A 13,745-nucleotide genomic window follows, 5' to 3' on the forward strand; every position below is an offset into this window, starting at 1 on the left:
AGTTTTTATTTTGTACCCAGGTTTTCATTAATCCGGGAATATCGCGTAGCTTCATAGGCTGCTGAAGTGAAGATGTTTTTCATACAAAATATGCTCATGAAAAGGCCATAGTCACTGTTGTTGTTTTAACACAAACAAACACGTGAAGGAGGAGTCAATTATGGCTCGATATACAGGTTCAACATGGAAAGTTTCCCGTCGTCTTGGAATTTCTCTAAGCGGAACTGGAAAAGAATTATCAAAGCGTCCTTACGCTCCAGGACAACATGGTCCTACTCAACGTAAAAAAATCTCTGAATACGGTTTACAATTACAAGAGAAGCAAAAGCTTCGTTACATGTATGGTGTAAACGAGCGTCAATTCCGCCGCATTTTTGATGATGCTGGTAAAATGACTGGTATCCACGGTGAAAACTTCATGGTTCTTTTAGAATCTCGTCTAGACAACGTAGTTTACCGTCTTGGTCTTGCTCGTACGCGTCGTGCTGCTCGTCAATTAGTAAACCACGGTCACATCACAGTAAACGGCAAGCGTGTTGATATCGCTTCTTACCGTCTATCTGCTGGCGATGTTGTTGGTGTTCGTGAAAAATCTCGCAACTCATCTGCTATTAAAGAAGCAATCGAAGTTAACAACTTCGTACCTGATTTCTTAACATTTGACGAAAACAAATTGGAAGGTACTTTCACTCGCTTACCAGAGCGTTCTGAACTTCCTGCTGAGATCACAGAACAACTTATCGTTGAATTCTACTCTCGTTAATAAGAGTTAAGAGTAAAGAAACCCTTAACACCTTTTTTAAAGGCATTAGGGGTTTTTCTTATGTTATAAAAGTTCCTTAAACTTACTTGCCTGTGACTCTAATTGTCGAGCAGATTTTTCAATTCCTAAAAATTCTTGCATCGCTTGTTCGATCAATTTCTTGTTATTCGTTATTCCTTCTTGTGATCGGTGAGTCACATCATTGATCTTGTTGATCTCGCCTGTGATTCCTGAAATATGTGCGTTCACTTCTTGAATTGAATCTTGCACGCGATTCGCCAGTTTTCTAACTTCCACAGCTACAACATTAAACCCTCTACCGTGATCACCAGCACGAGCCGCTTCTATGGCTGCGTTTAAGGCTAACAAATTAGTTTGTGCCGCAATCTCACGAATCGTCTTTACGATATCCTCTATAGAAGTAGCTTGTTTTTTCAGTGAATCTAATATCAATAAATTTTGTTGCGATTCTGAAACTAACTTCTCAGTAGCTAAAGAGATCTCGTTGCTTTTCTTTAATCCTTCTTCCGCTCGTGTAAGTAATTCTAAGGACATCTGTTGAAGGTCAGAAGCAACCGTGATCGTGTTATTTTCTCTGTTTGTAATATCTGTAGCGATCTTGACCACAGCCGTCACATTATGATTTTCGTCTAGAACTGGTGTATACGTGGCTTCTAACCAGATAAGTCGCTTTGATTTAGTAACACGTTGAATCTTTTCTTGAAAGGTTTTACCCTCTCTTAAGCTTTTCCAAAAACGATCATATTCACCACTTCGCAAGAAATCTTCTGTACAAAATTGTTTATGTATCAATAATGGCATCTCATCCACCTTGTATTCCATCGTAGTGGCAAAATTTTTATTTGCCCATAATACTTTTCCATGTGGGTCAAATTCAATCATAGCTACAGAACGATCGATCGCTGCTAGTACAGCGCTTTCATTTAAAACTTGTGAACTTTTCGTAGAACTGTTGTTGCTTAATGTTATCATTGTTGCATCCCCATCTTTTAGTATTTATTTCTAATATTATACTACTAAGGAACTAATTACTAATGAAATGTTCTATGAATATAATAAAAAATCCACACAGCATGCTGCATGGATTTTTGCTTGTTAATGGGTGTTTTTAAGTATGGATCAGTCTACTTCTTTCCCCATACTTTCTTGTAGAATATAGAACCACTGCTCGCGAGTTAATGGTAAGTTTGCTGCATTTATTGCCGCTTCTATACGGTTCATTTTTCCACTTCCTACGATCGGCATAATCTGTGAAGGGTGCTTTAACAGCCAAGCGTAAGCGACTTCATCAATAGAAGATGCTTCTGTTTCACTAGCCACTTTCTCTAATGCCTTTTTCACGCGTATTGCTTTCTCATCGTTACCTTTAAACAATCTTCCTCCTGCAAGAGGAGACCACGCCATTGGTCTTACTTTTTCTTTTTGAAGGTGGTTGATCGTACCGTCAAAGAACGGTTGTTCATGAAGAACAGATAACTCGATCTGATTCGTTACAAGTGGGCCATTGTACTCATTTTGAAGCATTTCCATTTGTTTAGGTGTAAAGTTAGAAACACCAAAATGCTTAACTTTCCCCTCTTTTCTTAAGATGTGGAACGCCTCTGCTGTTTCAGCTGGGTCCATAAAAGGATCAGGACGATGAATCAACAACACATCTACATAATCTGTATTCATTTTTTGCAATGAATTCTCTGTAGAAGAGATGATATGTTCTTTACTCGTATCATAGGATTTAATCGTATGTTGAGGACGATTTTCAGATACGAGTTTAATGCCACACTTAGTCACGATCTGAATGTCTTCTCTTAAAGAAGGTTTGAGAGCTAGTGCTTGTCCAAAGAGTTCTTCACACATGTAGTTCCCATAAATATCAGCATGATCAAACGTTGTAATTCCTGCTTCAATACATCGTTCCATAAGTGAAAGTAGCTCTTCAGGAGATAGATTCCATTCAGCTAAACGCCAATGACCGTGAACGATCTGTGAAAATTGAAGGTCTTCTGCTAATTGAATTTTCTTCAAAACAAACACTTCCTTTAATAAAGTTAGAGAGGAACCCTTACCACAGGGTTCCTACTTTTTTAGTATCTGATCAACGTATACTTTTTCTTGCCACGTCGGATGATAACAAACTTGCTTTCGATGCGGTCGTTTTCACCAACCATATAAGCTGTGTCTTGAACCTTTTCACCGTTGATTGATACAGCACCATTCGTTACATCTTCTCTAGCCTGTCTTTTAGATGGAGAAATCTTCGCATCAACAAGAAGGTCTACAATGTTTAAGTCTTCTGTATTAGTTGCGTTGAACGAAGGAACATCCTTGAACCCTTGTTCAATCTCAGCAGCCGTTAAGTCTGAGAGATTCCCACTGAAAAGTGCTTCTGTAATCTTTACTGCTTGTTTGTAAGCTGCCTCTCCGTGAACAAGCGTAGTTACTTCTCGACCTAATGCTTTTTGTGCTTCGCGTTTTTCTGGTGCTTCCAATAATGATTTTTCCAAAACTTCAATTTCTTCTTTAGATAAGAACGTAAAGTATTTAAGCCAGTTGATGACGTCTGCATCTGCTGCATTTACCCAGAACTGATAGAACTCATATGGAGTCGTTTTATCTGCGTCTAGCCAGATCGTTCCTGATGCTGTTTTACCAAACTTTGTTCCATCCGCTTTTGTGATTAGTGGAATCGTTAGTCCGAATACTTTCTCCTCTTCACCGGATCGACGGATCAGTTCCATACCAGCCGTAATATTCCCCCACTGGTCACTTCCGCCTATTTGAAGTTTTACGTTTTCTTTTTGGAAAAGATTAAGAAAATCATACGACTGTAGGATCATGTATGAGAACTCGGTAAATGAGATCCCCGCTTCTAAACGCGAGTCAACGGAATCTTTGGCGAGCATGTAGTTAACAGAGAAATTCTTTCCAACGTCACGAAGAAATTCAATCATCGTAAGCTGACTTAACCAATCATAGTTATTCACTGTTTTAGCAGGGTTCGTTTCTCTTTCAAAATCAAGCAGTCTTGAAAGCTGATTTTTAATCTTGTCTGTCCATTGAACAACAATCTCAGCTTCGTTTAATGTTCTTTCCGTTTGTCTACCACTTGGATCCCCGATCAAACCCGTTCCACCGCCAACTAGTGCAAACGGCTGGTGTCCAGCTTCTTGGAATCGTTTGAGTGTAAGAATCGGTAACAAGTTCCCAATGTGAAGGCTGTCTGCAGTTGGATCGAATCCGCAATAAAGCTTTACGATTCCTTTTTCAAGTTCTTTTTGTAGTCCCTCTTGATCCGTTACTTGATTAAGAAGACCTCTAAATTCTAGATCTTGTAGAATATTCATTCCTATCTTCCTTCCGTAATTTGATGATGTTTAATGATAATAAAAAAAGTCCCTCTCCAGTTGGAAAGGGACGTGATGACAATCTCGCGGTACCACCCTAATTAAAAGCCACAGTAATGGCTTTTCACTTCATTTCGTAACGGTTTTATCCGTTCTCTGCTACTTAACGTTCACAGAGACAGCTCCAGGAGGTAATTCACAGCGTGCCTTTGCACTGGTTCGCATCAACCACCAGCTTTCTGAAACAGGGAGACACCTGCTACTCATTCCTATCTTCGCTTTCAACATATAATAATCTTCATTTATTTTTACCACACAGATGAATTTCATGTCAATCTTCATCTTCAAAAACGGTGTTCTATCATAAATCGACCTTATGTTATAATACACGAGGGGGAGGGATTACCAAATGATGTCTCGTTTTGATGAATTGAAGCAAAACTGGGAGAAATTTGTCCACTTTTTAAAGGAAAAAGGAATTATTCGAACAGCACGAATTACATATAACGTCACATGGAACATGTTCTTGATCGTAACTGTACTACTTATTCTAGGCGGTGTTTTCGCTGCAGGAGTTGGAGCTGGGTTCTTCGCTTCACTCGTAAAAGACGAACCTGTACGAGCACACACTTCTATGAAAGAAGATATTTATAATTATGAAGAGACGAGTACCGTATACTTTGACAACAATCAGTACATGGGTAAACTTCAATCAGATTTAGACAGACAAGAGGTTAGTTTAAAAGATGTTTCTCCTTTTGTCTTAAAAGCTGTCATATCTACAGAAGATCAATACTTCTATGAACATGAGGGTGTCGTACCAAAAGCGATCTTCCGTGCTATGTATGAAGAGTTTTCTGGTGCTCCAATCGTTACAGGAGGAAGTACACTAACTCAACAGCTTATTAAAAATCAAATACTAACAAACGAAGTTTCTTTCGACCGAAAAGCAAAAGAAATTTTACTAGCGATGAGACTTGAGAAAGTACTCAAGAAGGATGAGATTCTTGAAGCTTACTTAAACATCGTACCTTATGGAAGAAACTCTTCCGGTCGAAATGTTGCAGGGATACAAGCTGCTGCAGAAGGTATCTTTGGAATACCAGCTTCTAAATTGAATTTAGCTCAATCAGCTTATTTAGCGGGACTTCCAAAGAATCCTTTTGTATATACACCATTCAGTAATGGTGGTGTACCTAAAGAAGACATTTCTGCAGGAGTTAAACGAATGCAGACCGTACTAAATAGAATGCTATCTGAAGGCTCTATTACGCAAGCAGAATATGATGAAGCCATAAAATACGATATTAAAAAGAATCTTACGACTAAACAGCAATCTTCTTTTGAAAAATATCCTGCTTTAACTGTTGAAGTACAGCGACGTACAGTTGAAATTTTAGCAAAAGTTCAAGCTGAAAAAGACGGTAAGAATTTTGACAAACTAACACCTGAAGAACTTAAAGAATATAAAGACAATGCTAGAATTCAAGTTCGACAAAAAGGAATTAAAATTCATACGACCATTAACCAAAAGATATACGATGAGATGCAAGCTGTAGTAGCAAACGATAACCTTTTCGGTCCTGCTAATGAATATGTTAGAGGGAAAAAATTAGACAAACCAGAACCTGAAGAAGTCGGTGCATCATTAATAGACAACAAGACTGGTAAAATCATTAGTTTCGTTGCCGGTCGTGACTTCAATCGTGAACAAACCAATCATGCTACATATATGAAACGGCAGAACGGTTCCACAATGAAGCCTTTACTTGCCTATTCTCTAGCACTTGAAACAGGTAAAGTTCAACCCGGTTCTATTGTTCCCGACACACCCATTCAATCTGGATCTCACTCAATTGGTAACTGGGATGGTAAATATGATGGCCTTGTTTCTGTTAGACACTCCATGAAATGGTCAAGAAATACACCAGCAGTCAGAAGTTATATGAGAGTGAATACTGATGAAGCACTTAATAGATTAGAAAAAATGGGCGTATCTTCACTAAGTCCTAATGATAGAGGAGCACCTGTTCTTGCTATCGGAGGAATGACTAACGGTGTTACAGTCGAGGAGAATACAAATGCCTTTGCTACATTCGCTAATGGTGGTAATTTTGTAGATGCATACATGATTGAAAAAATAGAATCAAATAATGGTGAGTTAATATACCAGCATAAAACAAATCCTGTTCAAGTTTACTCCCCACAAACATCATACCTATTGCTAGATATGATGCGTGATGTTGTAAATGGTGGTACAGGAAATAATATTAACCGCTATCTTTCCTTTAGCACTGATTGGGCAGGAAAATCAGGTACGACGAACGATGATATTGATTCCTGGTTTGTTGGAACAAATCCTAACGTTTCCCTCGGAGTATGGATTGGATATGATACTCCTGATTCACTCGTTAAAGGTGACGGTGGTACAGGGAAAAGAAATCAACGAATCTGGTCCCTACTAGCTAACGCAGCTTATAAACATTCACCGCAATTAATGGATCCCGATAAGCAATTCGCGATGCCTTCAGGAATCGTACGTCGTGAGATCTGTGGAATTTCTGGCAAGCTACCTTCTGATCTATGTCGAAGCGCTGGGCTTGTTACGACTGATCTCTTTAATGCTAAGTTCACACCTAGCGAAGTAGACGACACGCTCACAAAAGGTCGGTATGTGCTTGTAGGGGATGCGAAGTATAAAGCACTTCCATCTACACCACAAGAGTTCACGAAAGATGGTGTTCTGATTAAGGAAGAGTTCCTACGTGAACTTGGATTAGAGGCACTAAACAAATTAACGAACACAACCAATCTACTGAACAACATTGTTCCTGAAAAAGAATTAAAAGAAAACGGCAAGGTTCCTTCTGCTGTTGCGGGCGCAAAAATGTCTGATGGCGTACTTTCATGGGCGTCTCATGGAGAGAATGATGTAATTGGTTACCGCATCTATCACTCTTCAGATGGCACATCATTTAAAAAGATCGGCTCTGTGACCGCGGATAAAACTTCAGCCAAAGTACCTGCTGGAGTGGTTTATGTGACAGCAGTGGATATTGCAGGTAAGGAATCTCCTGCACAAACAAAAGTTCAAGTTGGTGAAAAGAAACCGCCAGCTGAACCACCTACTCCACCAACAGATGGAAATGGAGATGGAGGAAAGCCTGACAAACCACAAGATCCACCACCGCCACCAACTGAACCTACAGATCCTGGCACTGGTGATCCGCCACCAGCCACAACACAAAATAATAATAAGAAAAAACCCTCGAATGGATAATTCGAGGGTTTTTCATCGTAGTTATATTAGTCTTCCATCGTAGAGAGATCACCTGTTGGCAGATCAAGTTCCCAAGCTTTAAGTACACGACGCATAATCTTACCGCTTCTTGTCTTTGGAAGCTTATCACGGAACTCAATTTCACGCGGTGCTGCATGTGCAGCAAGTCCTGCTTTTACAAAACCACGAATTTCCTCAATCAGTTCATCGCTTGCTTTATAACCAGAGCGAAGCGCAATGAACGCTTTAATAATCTCACCTCGAACAGGGTCGGGTTTTCCGATAACCCCAGCTTCCGCAACAGCTGGGTGTTCCACGAGTTTACTTTCCACTTCAAACGGCCCTACTCGTTCGCCTGAGGTCATGATCACATCATCAATTCTACCTTGGAACCAGAAGTACCCATCTTCATCCATATAAGCAGAATCTCCGGAAACATACCAGCCACCTGGCGTAAAATAGGAATCATATTTTTCAGGATTGTTCCAGATTGCACGCATCATGGACGGCCACCCTTTTTTGATGGCAAGGTTGCCCATTCGATACGGAGGTAAGATGTTGTCTTGGTCGTCAATAATTGCTGCTTCAACTCCTGGGAACGGTTTACCCATCGATCCCGGTTTGATCTCCATCGCTGGGTAGTTACTGATCAGCTGTCCACCTGTTTCCGTCATCCACCAGTTATCATGTATGCGTAAGTTAAACACCTTCATTCCCCATCTAACAACCTCAGGGTTAAGAGGTTCACCTACACTTAAAATATGTCGGAGTGAGGACATATCAAATTTCTTTACCACCTCGTCTCCAGCGCCCATCAACATACGAAACGCAGTTGGTGCACTGTACCAAACCGTTACACCATAGTTTTCAATGGTTCCATACCAATCTTCAGGTGAGAAACGACCACCGCGAATCACACTTGATGCGCCGTTCAGCCATGGACCGAATATGCCATAAGAAGTTCCAGTTACCCAACCAGGATCAGCTGTGCACCAGTATACATCGTCTTCTTTTAGATCGAGTACCCATTTTGAAGTCTGGAAATGCTGAAGCATGGCATTATGAACATGAAGGACACCTTTTGGTTTACCCGTCGATCCGGATGTGTAGTGAAGGATCAGGCCGTCTTCACGATCAACCCATTCAATATCTAATTCTTTTGATGCTTTTTTCATCCGATCAAAATAACTTACATACGGTCCCTCTTCTTTAACATCTTCTCCTACCAAAATAACATTCTTCAATTTTGACAGTTGATCAACTGGGACACGCTCTAAAAGGGCTGGCGTTGTAACGAGCACTTTAGCCTCACTATCTTCAAGCCTGTCTCTTACTGCTCCCTCCATGAATGCCTCAAACAATGGACCAACGATTGCTCCGAGTTTGATCGCACCAAGAAACGTAAAATAAAGTTCAGGGGAACGCGGCATAAAGATGAAGACACGATCTCCTTTTTCAACACCTATTTGGCGTAACATATTACCTGCTTTGTTAGACATCTCTTTCATGTCTTTAAACGTATACTTCTCATCTCTATTTTGATCTGAGAAATAAAGAGCTACTTTGTTTTTTCGATGGGATGCCGCATGACGGTCTATAGCTTCATATGCCATATTGACTCGTCCTGTCTTGTGCCAGGAGAATTCTTTTTCAATGTCTTTCCAATCAAATGCTCCGTATGTAGCCTCATAATCTTGTAGATTAAAATCACCTTTTATAATCGGAAGCGCTTCCAGTTTCATTGCTAAATCTCCCTTCCCTTTTGGATATCTCTTTAATTATATCATATTATCAAAATTTTTTAACTTATTAGAACTATCTATAAAAACCACCATGTAAACCCTTACAACAACGTTTTATGATGTATAATAGAAGTTGGAAACCAACCTAGGTGGTGTAAAAATGAATCATACCAAAACATACAACTGTGTAGCATTAAAGACGAGTCATGGAACGATTACAGTCGAAGGACCCGTATCAGCCGAAACGTTAGAAGGTCTTTATTTTCATGAAGATTTAAAAGCGTTTAGACCGGCAAATGAACAAAAGAAAGCTGTAACTGAAATCGCTAGACTACCCGAAGGAAGAATCATAATCGCCAAAAATAAAGATACCGTTATCGGTTATGTTACATACGTCTATCCAGATCCGCTTGAACGTTGGTCTGAAGGAAACATGGACAATCTATTAGAACTAGGTGCGATCGAAGTTATACCTGAATATCGGAACTTTAAAGTTGGAAAAACACTATTAAAAGTATCCATGATGGATGATGCCATGGAAGACTATATTATTATCACAACAGAATACTATTGGCACTGGGATTTAAAAGGAACCAAGCTATCCGTTTGGGATTACCGAAAAGTCATGGAAAAAATGATGAACGCAGGCGACCTGGAATATATGGCAACAGATGATCCTGAGATCAGTTCGCATCCGGCCAATTGTTTAATGGTCCGCATCGGAAAAAGAATTGACTTAGACACGATCCAACAGTTTGACCGATTGCGTTTTAAAAATCGTTTTATGTATTAATCCAATCAGTAGACGAGAGAGAAAACAAATGGGAGTGTTGGGAAATGATCGTTCAAAATATGATGCAAAAAAATGTTGTAACGATTCATGAAAACGAAACGATCGGTACAGCCATACAGTTAATGCTTGAAAAAGACATCCGAAACTTACCGGTGATCGACAAAGAAGGAGACTTACTGGGACTTGTAACAGATCGTGAAGTAAAAGATGCGAGTCCTTCTATCTTTCATCAAAATGAGCATCCAGAAGATTTTGAGAAACCGGTTTCGAGCATAATGAAACAAGCTATCTTTTCAGCTCATCCTTTCGACATAGCAGAAGAACTTTCTACAATTTTTTATGAACACAATGTGAGCTGTATTCCCGTGTTGGAAGAGTCGAAGTTAGTTGGTCTAGTAACAGAAAGAGAGATGTTACATGCCTTCATCCTTTTGACAGGTACTCATCAACCGGGATCTCATCTAGAAGTTGTCGTACCGAACGAAGCTGGTGAACTAGCTAAAGTAGCGAGTGTCTTGAAGGATTTCCACTTGAACATCAGCTCGGTTCTCGTCTACCCTTCTCATAATGAGAGAGAGAAGATTATCGTATTTCGCGTGGGAACAATGAACCCGCTTCCAGTCATCGAACACTTAATTGACAACGGCTATGAAGTCAAATGGCCACCTGTTCCGGGTGAACGCGATGAAAAATGATTCTGTATTTGTTTATTCACCAGACCTTTTAGGATATAAGTTCAGTGAGACGCATCCTTTCAACCAGCTAAGAGTACAGCTTGCTTATGAGCTATTAAGAGATTCAGGTTGTTTGGAAGACGATCAAATTATTAAACCTAGACAAGCAACAGATGAAGAAATCATGTTGATCCATGATCCAGGGTATGTGGAAGCTGTAAAGCAGGCTGGAAAAGGACAGCTTAATCGGGAGATCGCTCTAAATTATGGACTCGGCACAGAGGATACACCCATATTCCCAAACATGCATGAAGCGAGCAGTTGGATTGTCGGTGCCACTCTTACAGCCGTAGATCATGTGATGGAGGGAAAAGCCAAGCATGCTCTTAGTCTAAGTGGAGGGCTTCATCATGGGTTTAGAGGAAAAGCTTCTGGGTTCTGTATCTACAATGACAGCTCCATTGCCATTGAATACATGAAACGTAAATATAAAGCGCGTGTTTTATATGTTGATACAGATGCTCATCATGGTGATGGTGTACAATGGGCTTTCTATGATGATCCAGATGTTTGTACCCTTTCCATCCACGAAACAGGGCGCTACTTGTTTCCTGGAACAGGATCGATTCATGAAAAAGGAGCTGGCAAAGGATATGGCTTTTCTTTCAATGTTCCTGTCGATGCCTTTACTGAAGATGAATCCTTCTTAGAGTGCTATGAAAAGAGCTTGTGGGAAGTTGCAGAATTTTTTAAACCGGACGTTATCATTACCCAAAATGGTGTTGACGCTCATTACTACGATCCTTTAACCCACTTATCTGTAACCATGAAAACGTATACAGAAATTCCAAGGATCGCAAAGAAAGTAGCTGAAAAATATTGCGGAGGCCGCTGGATTGCAACAGGCGGTGGCGGTTACGATATTTGGCGTGTCGTTCCGAGAGCGTGGTCTTATTTATGGTGCGTGATGAACGATCAAGCACCTTCCGGACAAATCGCAGAGAACTGGCTAAAGCGTTGGACGAGTGAAGCCAAGCACCCTCTTCCTCCTACATGGGAAGATGAATCCGGAATCTATAAGCCGATTCCAAGAAAAGATGAGATTACATCCAAAAACAGAGCAACATTGGAAAAGAGTTTGTATTCCATTAAAAAGAGTTCATAAAGAAAGAGGACTAGATCATTTAGTCCTCTTTTTCTATGTTTTTAAGCCTGAAAATAGCTGTAGAAGACAAGCATTTTAATGTTTATGTTCATAATTTCACGGTAATCGAAAATAATTTCGCGGATAAAAACTTTTAAACACTTTTCGACAAAACCATTAGACCCACAACAAAAAAAACCGACCCATCCATTGAAGGGTCAGTTAATCAAAGTCACAACTATAAGGATTCGATGATGGTTTCGACCATGTCCGATGAACGGCGTGCAGCTAATGCTGTGAATTCAGCAAAGCTAGCAGGTGCTTCACCATTTGCTTTATCAGAGATCGAACGGATAATCACGAATGGTACTTCATTTAAGAATGAAGCCTGTGCCACTGCTGATCCCTCCATCTCGATACAAGTTCCATTAAAGAGAGCAGAATATACTTCAACCAGTTCACGATCAGCAATAAACTGATCACCGCTTAATACTTTTCCGATCTTCACTTTCGGTCCTTGTAATCGTTCTGCTGCTGTTTCTGCCAGTTTTACTAACTGAGCATCTGCTCTAAATTCAGAATCAAAAGCAAACATCGGAATCGTTCCTTTAGGAAAATCAGGGCTTAATGCTGAAGCATCCATATCATGCTGCATCGCACTAGACGAAATGACAATGTCCCCTACTTCCAGTTCAGGATCAAGTGCACCTGCTACTCCCGTAAAAAGAACATGAGTGACTTGAAAGCGATCGATAAGAATCTGAGTGGTAATCGCTGCGTTAACTTTCCCTACGCCAGACTTACATAAAACGATCTCTTTGTTATGATGTGTGCCTTCATAAAATTTATTTTGAGCAAAAACGCTTTCCCCATAGATATCCAGTGCTTCTTTCATATAAACGATTTCCTCGTCCATCGCACCGATGATGCCAATCCTCACTTCGCCCACCTCAACACTTCGTTATTGTTTTGTTGAATCTCTGAATTGAATACGATGAGGCAACACTACCGTATGTTCTTCAACTGTTTCTTTGTTCATCAATTTTGTTAACAATCGCATCGCTACCGCACCGATATCATACATCGGTTGAACGACTGTTGATAATGTTGGACGAACCATCGTAGCCAGTCTTGTGTTATCGAATCCGATAACTTCAAGATCTTCCGGTACGCTCAAACCTCGATCTTGTGCACCGTGAATCACACCTAATGCCATCTCATCCGTACCTACAAAAACAGCTGAAGGTTTGTTTCCACTCTCTAAGAAGCTTTCGATCGCCTCAATTCCAGAATCATATGTGTATTCTCCAACGAATACTTGACTCTCATCAACCTTCTTACCATGCTCTTCTAACGCTTTTCGGTAACCATTGAACTTATAATAGCCGTTGATTGGATCTTCTAGTGGTCCTGTTACCATCGCAACAGAAGAATGACCTTTTTCAAGCAAGTGAGAGACTGCTTCATAAACAGCATTTTGATAGTCGATGTTTACAGATGGAACTTCTTCGTTCATATCCACTGTAGCTGCCATAACGATCGGAACAGCTGCACGCTTGAATTCTTCTACATGCTCTTCAGTAATCTTACCGCCCATGAATACAATTCCATCCACCTGCTTACCTAATAAGGTGTTTAAAAGATGGATTTCTTTTTCCTTGTTCTGATCAGAGTTACAAAGAATGATATTATATTTGTACATGGTTGCAATATCTTCAATCCCACGAGCTAATTCTGCAAAAAAGATGCTAGAGATATCTGGGATTATAACGCCGACCGTTGTTGTTTTCTTACTTGCAAGTCCTCGGGCTACTGCATTCGGTCGGTAACCTAACCTTTCAATCGCTTCTAGTACTTTCTTTCTAGTAGATGGCTTGACGTTTGGGTTTCCGTTAACAACACGAGAAACCGTTGCCATTGAGACACCTGCCTCACGAGCTACATCATAAATTGTTGTATTCAAAAAAAATCCTCCTTATATACTGCA

At 40.2% G+C, this 13,745-nt stretch carries 11 protein-coding genes and 1 other annotated feature; of the genes, 5 read left to right on the plus strand and 6 right to left on the minus strand.

Annotation, left to right across the window (positions count from 1 at the left end):
- Nucleotides 1-160 precede the first annotated feature (160 nt).
- Complete coding sequence (gene rpsD / locus ABE65_RS15700) at nucleotides 161-763, plus strand: 30S ribosomal protein S4 (protein WP_066396850.1); 603 nt, start codon at nucleotides 161-163, stop codon at nucleotides 761-763.
- Nucleotides 764-826: 63 nt separating this feature from the next.
- Here rpsD and ABE65_RS15705 read toward each other — a convergent pair whose 3' ends face one another.
- From ABE65_RS15705 to tyrS, 3 genes are all read right to left on the minus strand, one after another.
- A complete protein-coding gene (locus tag ABE65_RS15705; protein WP_066396851.1) occupies nucleotides 827-1,756 on the minus strand; it encodes a methyl-accepting chemotaxis protein in 930 nt (309 codons plus the stop codon).
- Between the two features lie 147 nt (nucleotides 1,757-1,903).
- The gene (locus ABE65_RS15710) at nucleotides 1,904-2,806 is read right to left on the minus strand and encodes an aldo/keto reductase (RefSeq protein ID WP_066396853.1); all 903 of its coding nucleotides are present in this window, start codon (nucleotides 2,804-2,806) and stop codon (nucleotides 1,904-1,906) included.
- A gap of 59 nt (nucleotides 2,807-2,865) precedes the next feature.
- On the minus strand, nucleotides 2,866-4,125 hold the full coding sequence (gene tyrS, locus ABE65_RS15715; protein WP_066396856.1) for a tyrosine--tRNA ligase: 1,260 nt from the start codon (nucleotides 4,123-4,125) through the stop codon (nucleotides 2,866-2,868).
- Between the two features lie 63 nt (nucleotides 4,126-4,188).
- Nucleotides 4,189-4,410, minus strand: a binding site (T-box leader).
- 124 nt (nucleotides 4,411-4,534) lie between these two features.
- On the opposite strand from tyrS, the gene ABE65_RS15720 reads away from it, so the two are divergent.
- Nucleotides 4,535-7,405: a transglycosylase domain-containing protein gene (locus ABE65_RS15720; RefSeq protein WP_156499190.1), complete on the plus strand. Its 2,871-nt coding sequence runs from the start codon at nucleotides 4,535-4,537 to the stop codon at nucleotides 7,403-7,405.
- 26 nt (nucleotides 7,406-7,431) lie between these two features.
- Here the strand turns inward: ABE65_RS15720 and acsA are convergent, their stop codons facing one another.
- The gene (acsA, locus tag ABE65_RS15725) at nucleotides 7,432-9,147 is read right to left on the minus strand and encodes an acetate--CoA ligase (RefSeq protein ID WP_066396858.1); all 1,716 of its coding nucleotides are present in this window, start codon (nucleotides 9,145-9,147) and stop codon (nucleotides 7,432-7,434) included.
- A 160-nt stretch (nucleotides 9,148-9,307) separates the two neighbouring features.
- Here acsA and ABE65_RS15730 point away from each other — a divergent pair, with 160 nt between their 5' ends.
- The 3 genes from ABE65_RS15730 to ABE65_RS15740 are packed head-to-tail and all read left to right on the plus strand — an operon-like array spanning nucleotide 9,308 to nucleotide 11,779.
- Nucleotides 9,308-9,940 carry a GNAT family N-acetyltransferase gene (locus ABE65_RS15730; protein WP_066396860.1) on the plus strand — a complete coding sequence of 211 codons (633 nt, stop codon included), beginning with the start codon at nucleotides 9,308-9,310 and terminating at the stop codon, nucleotides 9,938-9,940.
- 44 nt (nucleotides 9,941-9,984) lie between these two features.
- Nucleotides 9,985-10,635, plus strand: coding sequence for an acetoin utilization AcuB family protein (locus tag ABE65_RS15735; RefSeq protein ID WP_066396861.1), 651 nt, complete (start codon nucleotides 9,985-9,987; stop codon nucleotides 10,633-10,635).
- The gene (locus tag ABE65_RS15740) at nucleotides 10,625-11,779 is read left to right on the plus strand and encodes an acetoin utilization protein AcuC (RefSeq protein ID WP_066396862.1); all 1,155 of its coding nucleotides are present in this window, start codon (nucleotides 10,625-10,627) and stop codon (nucleotides 11,777-11,779) included. The genes ABE65_RS15735 and ABE65_RS15740 overlap by 11 nt, the downstream gene beginning before the upstream one ends.
- 217 nt (nucleotides 11,780-11,996) lie before the next feature.
- Here ABE65_RS15740 and ABE65_RS15745 read toward each other — a convergent pair whose 3' ends face one another.
- Together ABE65_RS15745 and ccpA are read right to left on the minus strand one after the other, a co-directional pair.
- Complete coding sequence (locus ABE65_RS15745; protein ID WP_082861465.1) at nucleotides 11,997-12,698, minus strand: 5'-methylthioadenosine/adenosylhomocysteine nucleosidase; 702 nt, start codon at nucleotides 12,696-12,698, stop codon at nucleotides 11,997-11,999.
- 21 nt (nucleotides 12,699-12,719) lie between these two features.
- A complete protein-coding gene (ccpA, locus tag ABE65_RS15750) occupies nucleotides 12,720-13,721 on the minus strand; it encodes a catabolite control protein A (protein ID WP_066396863.1) in 1,002 nt (333 codons plus the stop codon).
- Nucleotides 13,722-13,745: the final 24 nt, after the last annotated feature.

The sequence above is a fragment of the Fictibacillus phosphorivorans genome (assembly GCF_001629705.1).
Taxonomy (GTDB): domain Bacteria; phylum Bacillota; class Bacilli; order Bacillales; family Fictibacillaceae; genus Fictibacillus; species Fictibacillus phosphorivorans_A.

Excerpts from the sequence above, each read along its gene's own strand:
- ABE65_RS15705 (WP_066396851.1), bottom strand. The coding sequence starts at position 1,756 with ATGATAACATTAAGCAACAACAGTTCTACGAAAAGTTCACAAGTTTTA.
- acsA (WP_066396858.1), bottom strand. The coding sequence starts at position 9,147 with ATGAAACTGGAAGCGCTTCCGATTATAAAAGGTGATTTTAATCTACAA.
- tyrS (WP_066396856.1), bottom strand. The coding sequence starts at position 4,125 with ATGAATATTCTACAAGATCTAGAATTTAGAGGTCTTCTTAATCAAGTA.
- rpsD (WP_066396850.1), top strand. The coding sequence starts at position 161 with ATGGCTCGATATACAGGTTCAACATGGAAAGTTTCCCGTCGTCTTGGA.
- ABE65_RS15720 (WP_156499190.1), top strand. The coding sequence starts at position 4,535 with ATGATGTCTCGTTTTGATGAATTGAAGCAAAACTGGGAGAAATTTGTC.
- ABE65_RS15735 (WP_066396861.1), top strand. The coding sequence starts at position 9,985 with ATGATCGTTCAAAATATGATGCAAAAAAATGTTGTAACGATTCATGAA.
- ABE65_RS15730 (WP_066396860.1), top strand. The coding sequence starts at position 9,308 with ATGAATCATACCAAAACATACAACTGTGTAGCATTAAAGACGAGTCAT.
- ABE65_RS15740 (WP_066396862.1), top strand. The coding sequence starts at position 10,625 with ATGAAAAATGATTCTGTATTTGTTTATTCACCAGACCTTTTAGGATAT.